The sequence below is a fragment of the Actinoalloteichus spitiensis RMV-1378 genome, assembly GCF_000239155.1.
GTDB lineage: Bacteria > Actinomycetota > Actinomycetes > Mycobacteriales > Pseudonocardiaceae > Actinoalloteichus_B > Actinoalloteichus_B spitiensis.
Window position 1 is genome coordinate 1 of the sequence record NZ_AGVX02000843.1, and the last position, 16,902, is coordinate 16,902.

Genomic DNA, 16,902 nt, shown 5'->3' on the forward strand with positions numbered 1-16,902 from the left:
GCGTGGTCAGCGGCGGGGTGCAGTAATCCGCCAGCGGGCTGTCGTCGAAACCGATCACTGACAGTTCGTCGGGCACGGACACCCCCCTGCGGTGGCACTCCCGGATGGCGCCGAGCGCCATGTGGTCGGACGAGCAGATGACGGCCGTCACCGGCCCCCGGTCCAGCAGCTCCCCCAGGGCGCGGGCGCCGCCGCCCGCCCCGTAGGGCGCGTGGGACACGAGTTCGGGCCGCGCGGCCAGCCCCTCCTCCTCGAGGGCGGTGGCCCAGCCAGCGTGCTTCAACCGGGACGGCAGTGAGCGGGCGGGACCGCTGACGAAACCGATCCGGCGGTGCCCCAGGTCGAGGAGGTGACGGGTGGCCAGGTAACCGGCGAGCTGCTCGTCGACGGCGACGTCCGGGATGTCGGCGGAGGGCACCCCGCCGTTGACGAAGACGACGCGCACCCCGTCGTTGACGAGCTGGTGGTAGTAGGCGCTCCGGGCCGCCCGTCGCGCCGGGCTGACGTTGGCGATCCCCGGCGACACGAAGATCATGCCGGTGACTCCCCTGGCGAGCAGCATCCCGACGTACTGCTCCTCGCCGAGGCTGTCGGGTTCCGAGGACCGCGTGTTGCACAGGACGCACGAGAGACCAGCCCGGGCCGCCCTGGTCTCCAACGCCTCGGCGAAGGCGGGGAACACGGGGTTGGACAGCTCGGGGACGAGGAGCCCGACCACCCCGGTCCTCCCCAGCGCGGCCACTCCCCGGGAGGTGTGCGGCAGCTCGGCCAGCGCGGCGAGCACCCGTTGCCTGGTCTCGTGGTTCACCCCGGCCCGCCGGTTCAGCACCCGGCTGACGGTGGAGACGCTGACCCCGGCCGCGCTCGCGATTTCGGATAGTCCGGCCACAGCGGGTCGCCCCTTTCTCCTGCGCATCCTGCGCACACCGATGGCCGTAGCGTGCCGGTGGCAGCACGTTTTTTCAAACCACTTCACCCGGCAGGCGGTCGCGGGAACCTGCTGTTACGGCTTGGTTACCCGCAGGACCTTGACGTGAGCTGCCTCACGGGTATGAAATTCGCGTCACACCTCCTGCAAAAACTTTCAGCTCGGCCGCCAGACCGGGCGGCTGGCGCGTCCAGAGGGGACGACAGCGACGATGCGGCGTGACACCCTCAACACCCTCGGCCGGACCGGCGTGCTGGGACTCGGCTGCGTGCTGGCGATGACCGCCTGTGGCGGTTCCGGCGGAGCAGACGACCAGGCCGGGCCGGTCGTCTTCTGGGACACCAGCGGCCCCGGGGAGTCGGCGGTCTTCCGCGACCTCGCCGAGGGCTGCGCGGAGACCGGCGGTTTCGAGGTCGCCGTCGAACAGGTCGCCTTCGACCAGGCCCTGAACAACTTCAAGAACGCGGCACAGGGCGGGCAGGGCCCCGACGTGCTCCGCGCCGAGGTGGCCTGGGTCGCCCAGCTCGCCCACAACGGCCTGGTCCAGGACCTCGCCGGGACCGGCCTGGACGACCAGGGCGACTTCCTCGCCACCCCCTGGAGCTCCACCCAGTTCGAGGGCGCCACCTACGCCGTCCCGCAGGTCACCGACACGCTGGCCCTGCTCTACAACCGGGAGCTCCTGGCCGAGGCCGGCGTCGAGCCGCCCACCTCCTGGGAGGGGCTGCTCGACATCGCCCCCGACCTCGGTGGGGACTCCGCGTTCTTCGTGAACAACGACGGCTACTACGCCCTGCCCTTCATCTACTCGGCCGGCGGCGACCTCCTCGACGTCGAGAACCAGACCATCGTGGTCAACTCCGAGGAGGCCGTGGCCGGCCTGGAGACGGCGCGCGCGCTGCTGGACGAGGGCGCGGCCAGGACCGCCCAGGACCCGGGCAACTCGTACGGGAACATGAAGGCCGCCTTCGCCTCCGGTGAGGTGGCGATGATCGTGGACGGGCCGTGGGCGGTGGCCGACCTGCTCGACGGGGCCGCCTTCGAGGACCCGGAGAACCTCGGGGTGGCGCCGCTCCCCGGTCCTGCGGACGGGAACGGCAACGGCCCGGTCGGCGGCCACGACTACGTCATCCGGCAGGGCAGTGACCGCACCGACGACGCGGTCTCCCTCATCGAGTGCATGAGCGGGGTCGAGGCGCAGACGACGGTGGCGCTGGAACTCGGCCTGCTGCCCACCAGGGAGTCGGTGTACGAGGACCCCGAGGTGGCCGAGCACCCGATCGTCTCCGCGTTCAGCGCGGCCGTCGAACGGGCCCACCCCCGCCCCTGGATCGCCGAGGGCAACGAGCTGTTCGACCCGCTCAGGATCGGCTACGCCGACGTCCTGGCGGGCAACCTCAGCCCGCGGGAGGCGGCCGAGTCCGTCGCCACCGCGTACCAGGACACCGTCGTTCCCGACTACACGCTCGGCTGAGCCGTGGTCGCGACGACGACGGGGCCGGCGACGGAGCCTCACCGGCCCCCGCCGGCCGGAACGCGGCGCCGCGGGCGCCTCCGGCGGTTCCTCGACCGGTACTGGTACGCCTACGCCCTGGTACTCCCGGTGGTGGTCGTGGTCGGCGGGCTGGTGGTCCTCCCGCTGGCCCAGGGTGTCTTCTTCACCTTCACCGACATCAACGAGGGCAACATCGCGAACCCCGTGCTCGGTCGGGAGGCCGACTACGACGTCGTGGGGCTCGCGAACTACCTGAACGTGCTCTCCGGGGACCCGGCCTACGGGTCGTTCTGGGCGGTGCTGCTCCGGACCCTGGTGTGGTCGGGGATCTGCGTGGCGTGCCACTACGGCATCGGCCTGGGGCTCGCGCTGCTGCTGAACCGCCCCCTGCGGTTCCGCACGCTGTACCGGATCCTGCTGATCCTGCCCTGGGCGGTCCCCGCCTTCGTCAGCGCCTTCGCGTGGCGGTACCTGTTCAACGCCGACTACGGCCTCATCAACTGGCTGCTGGGCTCGGTCGGTCTGCCCACCCCGGTCTGGCTCGGCCAGTCGCCGGTGGCGATGGTCGCCGTGATCATCGTGAACGTGTGGCTCGGGGTGCCGTTCATGATGGTCGCGCTCCTGGGCGGTCTCCAGTCCATCCCCGGTGACCTCTACGAGGCCGCCGAGATCGACGGTGCCACACCCTGGCAGCGCTTCACGCAGATCACCCTGCCGGGGCTACGCCCGGTGTCGAGCACCGTGATCCTGCTCGGCGTGATCTGGACGTTCAACATGTTCCCGGTCATCTACCTGATCACCGGCCAGAACCCGCACACGCGCATCCTGATCACCTACGCGTTCGAACGCTTCTTCTCCGGCGCCACCAGGGACTACGCGATCGCCTCCACCTACGGGGTTCTCATCCTCTCCGTCCTGCTGGTCTTCGCCGGGGTCTACCTGCGCGCCCTGCGATCACGGGAGGCCGACTGAGATGGACGTGACCTCGCTCCAGACGAGTGGCCGGACCGGTGCGCCCGCCGGGCGCCGCCCCGCCCCGCCCCGGCCCGGCCACCGCGGCCGGCGCTCCCCGGCGGCCAGCGTCGGACTGCACACCGCGCTGGTGGTCGCCTCGCTGATCGCCGTCTTCCCCGTCTTCTGGGTGTTGGTGACCTCCTTCAAGCCGGACTCCCGCGCCATCGAGGCGAGTCCCAGCCTGGTCAACGGGTCGAGCCTCGACAACTACGCGCGCATCCTCGCCGGCGAGAAGGGCGACTTCCTGGCCTGGTTCGGCAACTCCCTGCTGATCGCGGGGCTGACGACGGTCCTCGCGGTGATGTTGGCCGCGAGCACCGGGTACGCCGTGAGCCGGTTCACCTTCCCCGGCGGCCGAGGCCTGTTGTTCTTCTTCCTGGTCGTGCAGATGTTCCCCTTCGCGGTGCTCATCGTGCCGCTCTACAACCTGCTGCTCAGCCTGGGGCTCCAGGGGTCCGCCGGCGGGCTGGTGCTCGTGTACTGCACCACCGCGGTCCCGTTCTGCACCTACATGCTCAAGGGCTACTTCGACGGCATCCCCCGGGAGATCGACGAGGCCGGGCGGATGGACGGCCTCTCGCCGTTCGGGGTCTTCTGGCGGCTGATGTTGCCGTTGGCCAGGCCCGGGCTCGCGGTCACCGGCTTCTACGCGTTCATCACCGCGTGGGGGGAGGTGGCCTTCGCCTCGGCCTTCCTCTCGGCCGCCGACGAGTCCAAGACCCTGGCGGTGGGCCTCCAGGTGTTCGTGCAGCAGAACCGGACCGAATGGGGCCATCTTGCCGCTGCTTCCATCCTTGTGGCGATCCCCGCGGCCGTGGTTTTCTACCTCGTGCAACGGTTCCTGGTCTCGGGACTCGCCGCAGGCAGTGTCAAGGGTTGACCGCTTCGAGGGCGGAGTCCTGGCTCTCGTGGGCGGTGGTCCTGGTCGGATCCGTCCCTGTCAACCAGTACGTCGTCTTGCTTCCACTCGGCGTCAAGAGGTGTTCCCGCGAGAGCAAGCGCGGACACGGAAACCGGAGGGCCCGCATGGCCGGAGTCAGTTACGTCAAAGCGTCCCGGGTCTACCCGGGCAACCCGCCCGTCCGCGCGGTCGACCAGCTCGACCTCGAGATCAGCGACGGTGAGTTCCTCGTGCTGGTGGGTCCGTCGGGTTCGGGCAAGTCCACCGCCCTGCGGATGCTCGCCGGCCTGGAGGACGTCGACGAGGGCGCGATCCACATCGGCGGCACCGACGTCACCCACACCCCGCCGAAGGGTCGGGACATCGCGATGGTCTTCCAGTCCTACGCGTTGTACCCGCACATGACGGTGGGCGAGAACATGGGCTTCGCGCTCAAGCTGCGGCGCGTGCCCAAGGAAACCATCAAGGCCAAGGTCGCCGAGGCCGCGAAGATGCTCGACCTGACCCCCTACCTCGACCGCAAACCGAAGGCGCTCTCCGGTGGTCAGCGGCAGCGGGTCGCGATGGGTCGCGCGATCGTCCGGGAGCCGGCCGTCTTCCTCATGGACGAGCCGCTGTCCAACCTCGACGCGAAGCTGCGGGTGGAGACCCGCGCGAACATCGCCGCGCTCCAGGCCCGGTTGGGCACGACGACGATCTACGTCACCCACGACCAGGTCGAGGCCCAGACCATGGGCCACCGCGTCGCCGTGCTGAAGGACGGTCTCCTCCAGCAGTGCGACACGCCGCGCAACCTGTACGAACAGCCGGCGAACGCCTTCGTCGCGGGCTTCATCGGCTCGCCGGCGATGAACCTGAAGACGGTGGCCCTCACCTCCGAGGGCGCGGTCCTGGACGGTCTCACGGTTCCGCTGCCCCGGTCGGTGGTGGCCGGCCACGACGCCAAGACGATCACCTTCGGGGTCCGTCCCGAGTCGCTGCGCCTCGCCGGCGGCGACGAGGCGGGCATGAAGCTGACCGTTGACCTCGTCGAGGAGCTGGGCGCGGACGCCTACGTCTACGGCTCGGTGGACATCGGTGGCACGTCGGAGCGCTTCATCGTCCGGACCGACGGTCGGACCCCGCCCTCGATCGGTTCCACGGTGACGGTGACCCTGCGCGACGACAACGAGGTGCACCTCTTCCACCCGGAGACCGGAGCGCGGCTGGAGACCACCAAGGCCGCTCCCACGGCCTGAGCCCGGCCCTGCCACCTCACCGGACACGAACCTCCCCCTGGGGAGGGAATGTCGATCACGGAACGTACGCGGTGGGCGACGTCGGGAACGGAATGCCGACGCCACGCACCGCAGGGTGACGACGCACCTCGCACCCTGAACCACAGCGGCCCCGGAGTGACTCCGGGGCCGCTGTGCTGCGTCCATCGGCGGTGACAGCCCAGCGGGGCGGCTCCGACCAGGGATTGCGGAACCGCTCCGGACTGCGTCTACACTGCAAACGGTAACGGTTTCCATTCCCCGTGGTGGGGACAGAAAGAGGCAATGATATGACCCTCCGTAATCGACGGCACTGGCTGGCGGCGGGCTGCCTCACCGCGTCCGCGGCCCTGATCACCGCCTGCGGCGGGAACGGCGGCGACGCCGGGGGCTCCGATGCCGGCGACGGCGCGTCCGGGCTGACGGTGGTCGCCTCGACCAACGTGTGGGGCAGTGTGGCGGCCGCGGTCGGTGGTCCGAACATCGAGATCGTGTCCATCATCGACGAGGCTGGCGCCGACCCCCACTCCTACGAGAGCCAGCCCTCGGACGCGGCCGAGCTGGTGGGCGCCGACCTGATCGTGCACAACGGGGCCGGCTACGACGAGTTCGTCAGCCAGATCATCGCCTCGGAGGGCCTGGACACCCCGGCCGTCGAGGCCGCCGACGTGGCCGGCGTCGAAGGTCACTCCCATGACCACGGCGACCACGGGCACGACCACGACGGCCATGACCACGACGAGGAACCGGCCGACCACGGGCACGACCACGACGGGCACGACCACGACCACGGCGCCGAGGACAACGAACACGTCTGGTACGACCTGGCCGTGGTGTCCGAGGTCGCCGAGCGCATCGCGGACGAGCTGAGCGAACTCGACGCCGACAACGCCGAGGACTACCGGTCGAACCTGGAGGAGTTCCAGGACGGGATCGACGAACTCGCCGCTGCCGTCGCCGACCTCGGCGAGAGCGAGGACGGCGGACACCCGCATGTGCTCTCCACCGAATCCGTGGCCACCTACCTGCTCGCCGACGCGCACATCCACGACGTGACCCCGTCCGGCATGCACCTCGCGATGCACAACGAGACCGACCCGCCCGCCGCCGTCATCGCCGAGATCAACGAGATCATCGACAACCGCGACGCGGACGTCCTGATCAACAACCCGCAGACCGAGACCGGCGTGACGAACCAGATGCTGAGCCGCGCGGAGCAGGCGGGAATGCCGGTGGTGGAATTCACCGAGACACTGCCGGAGGGCCAGGACGACTTCCTGGCCTGGATGACCGACCAGGTCGAGGCCCTGGCGGCGGCGCTGGGCCGCTGACCGCGCTCGACCGGGACGTCCACCGGCCCCTGCCCACTGAACGGACACCATGACCCACGACGACCGCCCGCCCGCCCTCCGGCTGCGCTCGGCACGCCTCGCCTACGGCGACCGCGTGCTGTGGGACGGACTCGACCTCGACGTGATGCCGGGCGAGTTCGTCGCCGTGCTCGGCCCCAACGGCTCGGGCAAGACCAGCCTCCTCCGGGTACTCCTCGGCCTCCAGCCGCTCAGCGGTGGCGAGGTCGAGATCGCGGGCGCGGCGGTACGTCGTGGGTCCCGCCGGATCGGGTACATCCCCCAACAGCGCGCGGTGGACAGCACCGTCACCGTGCGGGGAACGGACCTGGTGGGCCTGGGTCTGGACGGCCACCGGTGGGGCCTGGGGCTGCGGGGACGGTCGGACCGCCGGCGGCGGGTCCGCGCCGCCGTCGAGGCCGTGAACGCCACCGGGTACGCGTCACGGCCCCTCGGCCTGCTCTCCGGGGGAGAACAACAACGCCTCCGGGTGGCGCAGGCACTGGTCGGTTCCCCGGACGTCCTGCTCTGCGACGAGCCCCTCCTCTCCCTGGACCTCGCGAGCCAGCGGATGGTGAGCGAGCTCATCGCCGAGTCGGCGCGGGGCAGGGACGCGGCGGTCGTCTTCGTCACCCACGAGATCAACCCGGTCCTGCCGGTGGTGGACCGGGTGCTCTACCTGGTGGACGGGCGGTTCCGGATCGGCCCTCCCGACGAGGTGATGACCTCCGAGGTGCTGTCCGAGCTCTACCGCACGCCGGTGCGCGTCCTGCGACTCGGTGACCGGATCATGGTGATGGCCGAGAGCGGGCACCGGGTGGACCTCGGCGGCGGTCTGGAGACGGAACAGCCGCACCACGTCTCCGACGAGACCGAGGGACGACAGCCGTGAACCTCGACGCCCTCTTCGACATCGACACGACGCTGAACCTCCTCGAACTCGGCTTCGTGCGCAACGCCCTCCTCGCCGGCGCGATCCTCGGCCTGGTGTCGGGCGTGCTCGGCCCGCTCGTGGTCGCCAGGAACATGTCCTTCGCCGTCCACGGCACTGCGGAACTGGCCTTCACCGGGGCCGCCGCCGCACTGCTCCTCGGCTGGAGCGTGGGCACCGGCGCCCTGCTCGGCGCGGTGGTCGCCGCGCTCATCCTCGGCCTCCTCGGGCAGCGCGGCAGCGAACGCGACTCGGTGATCGGCGCGGTGCTGGCCTTCGGCCTCGGCCTGGGCGTGCTCCTGCTCTCCCTGTACCCGGGGCGGGCGTCGAGCAAGTTCAGCCTGTTGGTGGGGCAGATCGTGGGCGTCAGCTCCACCGGCATCGCGCTGCTCTCGGTCTCCGCGCTGGCGGTGATCCTGGTGTTCGCGCTGCTCTACCGCCCGCTGCTGTTCGCCAGCGTCGATCCGGGCGTCGCCGTCGCGCGGGGGGTGCCGGTGCGGTTGCTCACCCCCGTGTTCGCCGTCCTCGTCGGCATCGCCACCGCCCTCGCCGTGCAGATCGTGGGCGCGCTGCTGGTGCTCTCCCTCATGGTCACCCCGGGCGCCGCCGCCTCCCGGGTGACCGCCAACCCCGCCCTCGCCGCGCTGCTCGCCGTCCTGTTCGCCGAGGTCGCCGTCCTCGGGGGCATCGTCCTCTCACTGGCACCGGGCGTGCCGATCAGCAGCTTCGTCACCGCCATCTCGTTCCTGATCTACCTCGTCTGCCGCTTCGTGGGCGGCGCGAGGCACCGCCGGCTGGTGGCCTCCGGCTGACGGGCCGCCGCCGCGTCACGCTCCCGCACCAGGGACCGGGGCACGAGGCCCGGGCCGGGCACGCGCCGGATGCCTGGCACGGACGACGCTGGGCTGGTCGTCCCCACGGTGGTGACACCGCCGCCTTCGTCCCGCGCTCCCGGGGCACCCGGCCTCAGCGCGGGTGGGCGGCCAGGGTCCGTTCGATGTCGGCCACCACCTCCGGGTCGGCGAAGGGGGCGACCCCGTTGGCCAACACCCGCTCCACCACCTGCACCACGATCACCTCGCTGTCGGCGAGCACATCCAGCATGAGCTGCCGGTCGGTGTGCGCGACGGTGTAGCTGATCAACGTCAGGTCGTTGAAGGCGGCCGGGACGTAGCGGCTGGTGGAGATCATGAAGGAGTCACCGAGCATCGCGACCTTCTCGGGGACGGTGCCTTCGACCGGTTCCGACTCGAACCGCACCGGCTCGGTGATCCGGGTGGTGCGAGCCCGGGTGCGGTCCGTCCGACCGTCGGGTCGCAGCTGGAAGCGGGTCGTCTCCTCGGTCTCGGCACGGCCGAGCAGCGGTGGGAGATCAGGACTGTGCTCCCACCGGCCGTCGGGAACGGTGCGCCAGGACCGGGTGATCCCCGGCTGGACCGCCTCGGCGATCCGCCTCAGCCCGATGATGGCGCCCTCGTCGTTCCAGTGGGTGTCCAACCGGTGGTAGGTGGAGGCGGCCGTCCCACCCTGCATCAGGTTCACCCGGGGGTCGATGGCACCGGTCTCCTCCGGCAACCGCTGCCACAGCTCGTCCCGCACCTCCTCGGCGCAGTCCATCCCGGGGTACTGGTCGGGCATGTACTCGGGAACGACGGTGCTCTTGTCCGGCACGACCAGCACCACCAGCCGCCGCCCGGACTCCTCCACCACTCGCCGCAGCTCCCGCATCCCGGCGATCGTGTCGTCGATCGGGCGGTTCTGCGAGCACTTCCCCTCGATGTCGTAGCCGTAGTACAGCCAGCCTTCCTTGCCCTCGATGACCTCGCTGGACTCGGCGAGGATCAGCGGGCCGTCCTCGGCGGGCGGCGTGTCCTCCTGGGGCGCGGGTGGAGCGATCGGCCCCTGGTCGACCGGAGAGCCACCGCGCTGACCGCCGAACGGCGATCCGTCATCGAAGACCCCCCGGCTGATGCCGTCCGCCGCGTGGACCGCCGCCTCCCGGAAGACCAGGTTGTCCGTCGCCCACTGCGACAGGCCGGTGAAGAAGCCCCACCCCTCGGTGGGCGACGGGAACTCGACCAGCGGGCGGTTCTCGATCTCGCCGGCCCGCGCGCCCAACGCGTAGGCGGCCAGCGGCGCACCGAAGAAGATCGCGGCGGACACGAGGGCGACCACCTGCCTGCCACCGTGCCTCGGCCGGTACAGCGAGTGCTCCCTCGGCAACCAGGACTCGTGCACCTCGGGCAGGCCCTGCCCCTCCGGCGCCTCCCCCGCCCCGGGGCGGGGCGGCTGCCAACCCGTGGACTCCCGGTTCCCCTGCGCTACCACCACTACACGGTAACGAGCCCGAGTCCGCCCCAGGTAGGAAACCCGGAAGCCGCCCGGCCACCGAGGACGCCAGGCGGTCGGCGTCCGCTCTCGACCGGGATGGCACCCGTCACCACCGCGCCATGTGGTGGGCAGCGAACACCCGCACCGACGACGGGACCACCGCTCCGCGCACGTGGTCCGCGCCGGTCACCAGCCGCGCTGGAGGAAGCTGCCCCCGCCCTCGTCGTCGTCATCGTCGTCGTCCCGCCGCCGCGCCCGCCGCTCGGCCTCGCGGCGCTCCTCGGCGATGGCCTCCCGCTGCTCGGCGAGTTGCCGTTCCCCCTGCCGCGCGAGCTCCTCCCGTTCCTCCTCGGACAGCTGCTGGTAACGCTCGACGAACCGCCCGACGTGGGGCGCCATCGCCTGGGCGAACAGGTCGGACGTGGCGGCCGCCCGCAGCCCCTGCCGGCCGGCGATGATGTCATCGGCCAAGCGTTGGAACTCCGGGTTCCCACTGGCGTCGCGCAGCACCTTCAACGAGTCACGCAGGTGACGGGACAGCGCCGGGTCCCCGCCCGCCACGTCCATCATCGGCTCCTGCTCCGGACTGCTCACCGGTTCACCCCCGGGTGGTCGTAGCCGCCGGCCGGCAGCTGGTGGTCGGCTACCCCGCGCAGTCCGCCCAGGTAGCCGGCGACCGTGCCGGAGAAGGCCTGCGCGATGTCCCAGGCGGTCCCCATCAGTTCGATGATCTTGGCCCAGAGGCGGACACCGTTGGCGATCGCCGCTGCCGTGGCGGAGCCACCGATGATGCCCCCGACCACGGTCCAGCTGGACGCCGCTGCCGCGGCCGCGCTGATGGCCGCGGCGATGATCGTGTCGCAGAGCCCCTCGAAGGTGCTCTTGATGGCGTTCGTCGTCGAGGCCACGCCCTGGGCCATCGTCTGGAACTGGTGTGCCACGTCCTTGAGGTCGTCGACCTGTGCGTTCAGCGCGTCGACCAGCTGGTGGTGGTAACCGGTGGCCTGGTCGGCGGCGTTCCCGGTCCAGTCGTGGGCGACGTCCTCGGTGGCGCTGCGGACCTCGGCCGCGAAGTCGGTGTTGAACTCGGCGAGGTTCGCCAACGCACCTCCCGCCTTGGATGCCTGCTCCCAGTCGCCGACGTACTGCTGCGCGATCCACTCGGTGGGGTTGGTGCCGCAGATCAGGTTCGTCAACTCGCTGATCCAGTAGGTCGGGCTCAGGTACTGGCTGGCACCCAGCACGTTCGCGACACCGCCCGGCACCAGCGTCTCGGGCACCGGCTCGGTCAGATTGCTCGACGGCGTGTCGGCCACGATGTCCTCCTCGTTCCCTGTCTCCCTGGCGGCGGACCCGCCGCGACCCGGTCCCGCTCCTCAGCCGGCGTAGGTGGCGTCCAACCGCCGAGCCTCGTCCTCGTCGGTGTCGTCGTACATCGTCGCCGCGCCACGCAGCTCGGCCGCGGACTCCTCGGAGATGCTCCGCAGGTGCTCGTAGCTGGTGAGCAGCGCCTCCCTGGCGCTGTCACAGGCGGCGGCGATGGTGGCGAAGAGCCGGGCGTCCGCGTAACCGATGTCGAGGTGCGTGTTGATGTAGCTCGTCGCGTTCGGCACGTCCTGCCCCAGCCCGTCCACCCGGTCGGCGAAGGAGCGGATGCTGTCCGTCCTGGCTTCGAATCCCATGTGGTCTGCCCCATCTCACCCAGTGCTGCCGGCCTGACCGTACTCCGAACGGAGTGAACCCCGGGCCAAAACAATGAGAGGATCTCCGCCGAACGCCGCACAGCCACACCCGCTGGCACGGGTACCGAGCCGGGAGGACCGATGGCGCCACACCGAGGTGACGAACCCCTCGTCGTTCCGGCGAGCTGGCTGACCACCGAAGGCCACCGCCCCCGCCACTGCGCCCGGCACGGCGCCCCCGCCAGTTCCTGGCAGGACGTCACCCTGGTGACCCGACCCACCACCAAGGGGACTCCCGCCCAGGCGGGAGCGGTCAGCATCGCCGCCCGGGTCGCGGAGAACGCGCAGAACCAACGCGGTGTCTCCCTCGCCGGCTGGCCGCTCTGCCAGGCGTGCCTCGCCCACCGCTCCCGGCTGCGCGGCACCGCCCGCATCCTGCTGTTCGGGGGCCTCGGCCTCGCGGTCGCGGCGGTCGTGACCTTCCTGGTACTCGGCGAACCGCAACCGCTGCTGGGCCTGCCCATCGTCCTCGGCGTGGCCGCCGTGATCTGCTCAGGTTTCGTCTTCGGCAGTTCCGGCTGGAACGCGGTCCTTTCCGCCGAGGTCACGCCGGACGGGCAGTGGGTGCGGTTCGCCCAGCCCCATCCCGCCTTCTCCGCCGAGCTGGCCGCACTCGGCGGCCCTCGCTGACGACCCCGCCCACCCCGTCGCCGGGCAGCGCGTGGCCGCCGGTTCCGTTCCTCCCCCCGCCCGTTCCTCTTCGGCGGAGCGGGTCGCTACCGCGGCCCTGACCCGGTTCGTCGACGAGTGGCGGGTCCGCACCCACGACCACCAGTCGGCGGGAGGGCACGCGTTCCGCCTCCCAGCTCACCCGTTCCGCCAGCGAACACGCAGGGCGGTTCGACGGACAACGCACACGGCCGGCGAGCACGCCCATCGGCTGCGGTCAGCTGGGGGAGCGAGGCAGCACAGGCTCCACCGCCGCCGCGGTGTCCTCCGCTAGGGCGCACGCCTCCTCGAGTGTCTCCGCGTAATCCACAACAGCTGACACATGGGCCTGCTCACTCAAATCCATTGAAATCTGACAATGCTGCGCTGCGGGTTTGTCAATGACGCGGAGTGCGCGCAACGGCCCCACGCTGATCTCTTCAACTGTATAGTTCGTCAGGTTCAGCTGATCAACGCCGCGCATCCAGTTCAGATGAATCGTTATGACTGGACGCTCGCCGCCCGGGAAACGGTAGCGGCAGTCGTAGGACAGGCCGACGTCATCGAACGTGGCGGTCTCCGGGTCGAAGCCAAGAGCGGTTATTTCCTCGTCGCTGAGGATCTCACAGGGCAACATCTCCGACAGCTCCGCCGCCACATCCACCCCCGGCTGCTCACCGGGACCCCCACCCACCGACGGATCAGCACTCCCCGCCACGGAGGACTCCACCGTGGGACCCACCGCGACCGCAGTCCCCTGCTCCGCGCTCGCGCAGGCAGACAACAGTCCCACCAGTCCCAGGGCTGTTCCCCACACACCCACACCCCTGCGCCTCACGCCTCATCCCCTCCTAGCCGGTCAAAAGCAGACACGTTCTGCTCATCCACAGCCTGAGTACGCCGAGCACTGACTCGGACGGCCGCCGCCAACTCCGCCAACGCCTGAACAGCAGTTCAGCCCTACTGGAATCGCCACCGGTCGGGCTCCCCCTTACCGGACCCCAGTCCATGGGGAGGGCGCGAGAAGCCCAACGGCCCCAGCCTCCGAACCCACGCAAGATGAGGAACGAAACTCTTCCAACGAACCACCAAGGCCGAGGGGACTCATCCCCACTCGTGGAGTAGTACCGCTTTCCCGGTTACCCCGAGGACCGAGGCAGCTTAGGCTCCACAGCAGCCGCGACTGACTCCGCCGTGCCACACGCCTGCTCGGTCGTCCCCCCGTAATGGACGAAGATTGACACATGGGCCTCCGAGCTGAGAGCGACGGACACCTGACAGTGTTGCGAGTCGGCTCCACTGACAATCCTGAGAGCACGCAACGGCCCCACGCTCGTTTCCTCGACGGAGTAGTTAGTCAGGTCCAGTTGGTCAACGCTGCGTTGCCAATTCAGCTGAATGGACATAGGTGGACGTCCGCCCCCAGGAGGACGGTAGTCACAGGCATAGGACAAGCCTACGTCATCGAACGAGGCACTCTCCGGATCAAAACCCAGATCGACCACTTCCTCGTCACTGAGGATCTCACAGGGCAACATCTCCGACAGCTCCGCCGCCACATCCACCCCCGGCTGCTCACCGGGACTCCCACCCACCGACGGATCGGCGCTCCCCGGAAGGGAGGAACCCACCGTCGGCCCCACGGCCACCGCGGTCCCCTGCTCCGCGCTCGCGCAGGCAGACAGCAGTCCCACCAGTCCCAGGGCTGTTCCCCACACACCCACACCCCTGCGCCTCACGCCTCATCCCCTCCCAGCCAGCCGAAAGCAGACACGTTCTGCTCATCCACAGCCTGAATACGCCGAGCACTGGCTCGGACGGCCGCCGCCAACTCCGTCAACGCCTCGATGTGAGCAGTCCCTTGTGGGACAGCGTGGAGGCGAACTACTGACCGCCACCGCATCACGGCCATCGCACGTGCCGTTGCCCACCGCCCACGCTGAGAGAGGAATGAGGTTACCGCCCTCGGAGCACCGAGGGCGCGGGAGTATTCCAGTTTCGACCACCCGCACCCGAGGAACACCACCGTCAGCCTGGTCAGCCCGAAGACCGAGGCAACAACGGCTCCACAGCCGCTGCGGTGTCCTCCGCTAGGGCGCACGCCCGCTCGACTGTTCCCGCGTAATGCACAAAAAATGACACATGGGCCTGCTCGCTCAAGTCCACCGAAATTTGACAATGTTCTGACGGTATTTCGTCAATGATGCGGAGCGCGCGCAACGGCCCCACACCAATCTCCTCAACCGTGTAGTTCGTCAGGTTCAGCTGATCAACGCCGCGCATCCAGTTCAGGTGAATCGTCATGACCGGATCCGCTCCGCCCGGAAAACGGTAGCGGCAGTCGTAGGACAGGCCGACGTCATCGAACGTGGCGGTCTCCGGGTCGAAGCCCAGAGCGGTCATTTCCTCGTCACTGAGGATTTCGCAGGGCAGCATGTCCGACAGCTCCGCCGCCACATCCACCCCCGGCTGCTCACCGGGACTCCCACCCACCGATGGATCGGCGCTCCCCGGAAGGGAGGAACCCACCGTCGGCTCCAAGGCCACCGCGGTCCCTCGTTCCGCGCTCGTACAGGCAGACAACAGTCCCACCAGTCCCAGAGCTGTACCCCACACACCCACACCCCTGCGCCTCACGCCCCATCCCCTCCCAGCCGGTTGAACTCGGCTGCGTTGTGCTCATCCACCGAACGAACACGTCACGTCAAGTACTGGACCGACCTACAACGCCGTCACCTCTGTCACCCTGACATACAACAGGCCGAAATAAACACGCGGCAGGTGCGTAATCGTAGAAATGCCAGCCCACGGGGAGACCGTGAAGGGATAAAGCACTTTCCACCCCTCACGATATGAATACCACATGACGCTGCCCCCACAAGAACACTTCCCTCAAATTACGATAATACGGACAAGAGCCGCCCTGAATCAGCCACAACCGGGGAGCACCACCTCGCTGCGGTCAGCCCGGGGACCGAGGCAACGACGGCTCCACTGCCGCAGCAGCCTCCTCCGCTATGGCGCACGCCTGCTCGGTCGTCCCTCCGAACTTCACGAAAATCGACACGTGGGCCTGCTCGCTCAGCGCCAGAGACATCTGACACGACTCTGGATCAATCTTGTCGGTGATCCTCAGCGCACGCAGCGGCCCCACACTCGTTTCCTCAGCGATGAAGTTGCTCAAGTTCAGCTGATCAATACTCAGTTTCCAGTCCAGACCAATGTACATGAGCGGAGTTTCCCCAGCCGGTGGACGGTAATTACAGGAGTAGGACACTCCGACGTCGTTGAACGAAGCGCTCTCTGGATCGAAACCCAGGGCGGTTACCTCCTCGTCGCTGAGGATCTCACAGGGCAGCATTTCCGACAGCTCCGCCGCCACATCCACCCCCGGCTGCCCACCGGGACTCCCACCCACCGACGGATCAGCACTCCCCGGAAGGGAGGAACCCACCGTCGGCCCCACGGCAACCGCGGTTCCTCGTTCCGCACTCGCACAGGCAGACACCAACACCACCAGCCCCAGGGCTGCTCCCCACGCACCCACACCCCTGCGCCTCACGCCTCATCCCCTCCCGCCCGGTCGAACGAACCCGGCTGCGTTCTGCTCATCCACGCCACGAGTGCGCCGGGCACTGGCTCGAATGACCACCGCCAACTCCGTCAACGCCTCGATGTGAGCAGTCCCTTGTGGGACAGCGTGGAGGCGAACTACTGACCGCCACCTCACCACGGCCATCGCACGTGCCGTTGCCCACCGCCTGCACTGAGAGAGGAATGAGGTTACCGCCCTCGGAGCACCGAGGATGCGGGAGTATTCCAGATTCGGATCACCCACACCCGAGGAACACCACCGTCAGCCTGGTCAGCCCGAAGACCGCGGCAACAACGGCTCCACCGCCGCCGCGGTGTCCTCCGCTAGGGCACACGCCTGCTCGAGCGTCTCCGCATAATCCACAACAACTGACACATGGGCCTGCTCGCTCAAGTCCATTGAAATCTGACAATGCTCCGCTGCGGGTTTGTCAATGACGCGGAGTGCGCGCAACGGCCCCACGCTGATCTCTTCAACCGTGTAGTTCGTCAGATTCAGCCGATCAACGCTGAACTTCCAGTCCAAGTGAATCGTCATGACCGGATCCACTCCGCCCGGGAAACGGTAGCGGCAGTCGTAGGACAGGCCGACGTCATCGAACGTGGCGGTCTCCGGGTCGAAGCCCAGGGCGGTTATCTCCTCGTCGCTGAGGATCTCGCAGGGCAGCATCTCCGACAGCTCCGCCGCCACATCCACCCCCGGCTGCCCACCG

The 16,902-nt window shown here is 69.2% G+C and carries 18 protein-coding genes; 8 read left to right on the plus strand and 10 right to left on the minus strand.

The window, feature by feature from the left end; genetic code table 11:
* The coding region (locus ACTIDRAF_RS0225935; RefSeq protein ID WP_016701549.1) for a LacI family DNA-binding transcriptional regulator at positions 1-889 on the minus strand (889 nt) is incomplete at its 3' end.
* A gap of 250 nt (positions 890-1,139) precedes the next feature.
* Between ACTIDRAF_RS0225935 and ACTIDRAF_RS0225940 the strand changes: the two genes are divergently transcribed.
* The 7 genes from ACTIDRAF_RS0225940 to ACTIDRAF_RS0225970 all read left to right on the plus strand — a co-directional run bounded on the left by ACTIDRAF_RS0225940 (position 1,140) and on the right by ACTIDRAF_RS0225970 (position 8,686).
* Positions 1,140-2,402: an extracellular solute-binding protein gene (locus ACTIDRAF_RS0225940; protein WP_016701550.1), complete on the plus strand. Its 1,263-nt coding sequence runs from the start codon at positions 1,140-1,142 to the stop codon at positions 2,400-2,402.
* Positions 2,403-2,405: 3 nt separating this feature from the next.
* Positions 2,406-3,395 (plus strand): carbohydrate ABC transporter permease, encoded by a 990-nt coding sequence (locus ACTIDRAF_RS0225945; RefSeq protein ID WP_016701551.1) that lies wholly within the window; start codon positions 2,406-2,408, stop codon positions 3,393-3,395.
* 1 nt (position 3,396) lies between these two features.
* Entirely contained in the window at positions 3,397-4,317 is a 921-nt protein-coding gene (locus tag ACTIDRAF_RS0225950) for a sugar ABC transporter permease (protein WP_016701552.1), read from the plus strand.
* Positions 4,318-4,463: 146 nt separating this feature from the next.
* Positions 4,464-5,576, plus strand: coding sequence for an ABC transporter ATP-binding protein (locus tag ACTIDRAF_RS0225955; protein WP_016701553.1), 1,113 nt, complete (start codon positions 4,464-4,466; stop codon positions 5,574-5,576).
* 308 nt (positions 5,577-5,884) lie between these two features.
* A complete protein-coding gene (locus ACTIDRAF_RS0225960; RefSeq protein WP_016701554.1) occupies positions 5,885-6,925 on the plus strand; it encodes a metal ABC transporter solute-binding protein, Zn/Mn family in 1,041 nt (346 codons plus the stop codon).
* 49 nt (positions 6,926-6,974) lie between these two features.
* Positions 6,975-7,835 carry a metal ABC transporter ATP-binding protein gene (locus tag ACTIDRAF_RS0225965; RefSeq protein ID WP_016701555.1) on the plus strand — a complete coding sequence of 287 codons (861 nt, stop codon included), beginning with the start codon at positions 6,975-6,977 and terminating at the stop codon, positions 7,833-7,835.
* Positions 7,832-8,686, plus strand: coding sequence for a metal ABC transporter permease (locus ACTIDRAF_RS0225970; protein WP_016701556.1), 855 nt, complete (start codon positions 7,832-7,834; stop codon positions 8,684-8,686). Before ACTIDRAF_RS0225965 ends, ACTIDRAF_RS0225970 begins: the two co-directional genes overlap by 4 nt.
* A 154-nt stretch (positions 8,687-8,840) precedes the next feature.
* On the opposite strand, the gene ACTIDRAF_RS0225975 is transcribed toward ACTIDRAF_RS0225970, so the two are convergent.
* From ACTIDRAF_RS0225975 to ACTIDRAF_RS32315, 4 genes are all read right to left on the minus strand, one after another.
* Positions 8,841-10,202 carry an alginate O-acetyltransferase AlgX-related protein gene (locus ACTIDRAF_RS0225975; protein WP_157163293.1) on the minus strand — a complete coding sequence of 454 codons (1,362 nt, stop codon included), beginning with the start codon at positions 10,200-10,202 and terminating at the stop codon, positions 8,841-8,843.
* Positions 10,203-10,391: 189 nt separating this feature from the next.
* Positions 10,392-10,799: a hypothetical protein gene (locus tag ACTIDRAF_RS0225985; RefSeq protein ID WP_026066513.1), complete on the minus strand. Its 408-nt coding sequence runs from the start codon at positions 10,797-10,799 to the stop codon at positions 10,392-10,394.
* Positions 10,796-11,521 carry a hypothetical protein gene (locus tag ACTIDRAF_RS0225990; protein ID WP_016701559.1) on the minus strand — a complete coding sequence of 242 codons (726 nt, stop codon included), beginning with the start codon at positions 11,519-11,521 and terminating at the stop codon, positions 10,796-10,798. The genes ACTIDRAF_RS0225985 and ACTIDRAF_RS0225990 overlap by 4 nt, the downstream gene beginning before the upstream one ends.
* A 60-nt stretch (positions 11,522-11,581) precedes the next feature.
* Positions 11,582-11,887: a type VII secretion target gene (locus ACTIDRAF_RS32315; protein WP_016701560.1), complete on the minus strand. Its 306-nt coding sequence runs from the start codon at positions 11,885-11,887 to the stop codon at positions 11,582-11,584.
* 141 nt (positions 11,888-12,028) lie between these two features.
* Between ACTIDRAF_RS32315 and ACTIDRAF_RS0226000 the strand changes: the two genes are divergently transcribed.
* On the plus strand, positions 12,029-12,577 hold the full coding sequence (locus ACTIDRAF_RS0226000; RefSeq protein ID WP_016701561.1) for a hypothetical protein: 549 nt from the start codon (positions 12,029-12,031) through the stop codon (positions 12,575-12,577).
* Positions 12,578-12,833: 256 nt separating this feature from the next.
* Here the strand turns inward: ACTIDRAF_RS0226000 and ACTIDRAF_RS0226005 are convergent, their stop codons facing one another.
* The 5 genes from ACTIDRAF_RS0226005 to ACTIDRAF_RS0226025 form a co-directional block, all read right to left on the minus strand.
* Entirely contained in the window at positions 12,834-13,433 is a 600-nt protein-coding gene (locus ACTIDRAF_RS0226005) for a DUF3558 domain-containing protein (RefSeq protein WP_342626707.1), read from the minus strand.
* A 301-nt stretch (positions 13,434-13,734) separates the two neighbouring features.
* A complete protein-coding gene (locus ACTIDRAF_RS0226010) occupies positions 13,735-14,334 on the minus strand; it encodes a DUF3558 domain-containing protein (protein ID WP_342626708.1) in 600 nt (199 codons plus the stop codon).
* A 298-nt stretch (positions 14,335-14,632) separates the two neighbouring features.
* A complete protein-coding gene (locus tag ACTIDRAF_RS0226015) occupies positions 14,633-15,232 on the minus strand; it encodes a DUF3558 domain-containing protein (protein WP_342626710.1) in 600 nt (199 codons plus the stop codon).
* Positions 15,233-15,557: 325 nt separating this feature from the next.
* On the minus strand, positions 15,558-16,157 hold the full coding sequence (locus ACTIDRAF_RS0226020; protein ID WP_342626711.1) for a DUF3558 domain-containing protein: 600 nt from the start codon (positions 16,155-16,157) through the stop codon (positions 15,558-15,560).
* A gap of 303 nt (positions 16,158-16,460) precedes the next feature.
* On the minus strand, positions 16,461-16,902 hold a 442-nt coding region (locus ACTIDRAF_RS0226025), incomplete at its 5' end, for a DUF3558 family protein (protein WP_245533650.1).

Coding starts and splice junctions, on each gene's coding strand:
- ACTIDRAF_RS32315 (WP_016701560.1), bottom strand. CDS start 11,887: ATGGGATTCGAAGCCAGGACGGACAGCATCCGCTCCTTCGCCGACCGG.
- ACTIDRAF_RS0225955 (WP_016701553.1), top strand. CDS start 4,464: ATGGCCGGAGTCAGTTACGTCAAAGCGTCCCGGGTCTACCCGGGCAAC.
- ACTIDRAF_RS0225960 (WP_016701554.1), top strand. CDS start 5,885: ATGACCCTCCGTAATCGACGGCACTGGCTGGCGGCGGGCTGCCTCACC.
- ACTIDRAF_RS0226000 (WP_016701561.1), top strand. CDS start 12,029: ATGGCGCCACACCGAGGTGACGAACCCCTCGTCGTTCCGGCGAGCTGG.
- ACTIDRAF_RS0225940 (WP_016701550.1), top strand. CDS start 1,140: ATGCGGCGTGACACCCTCAACACCCTCGGCCGGACCGGCGTGCTGGGA.
- ACTIDRAF_RS0225965 (WP_016701555.1), top strand. CDS start 6,975: ATGACCCACGACGACCGCCCGCCCGCCCTCCGGCTGCGCTCGGCACGC.
- ACTIDRAF_RS0225950 (WP_016701552.1), top strand. CDS start 3,397: ATGGACGTGACCTCGCTCCAGACGAGTGGCCGGACCGGTGCGCCCGCC.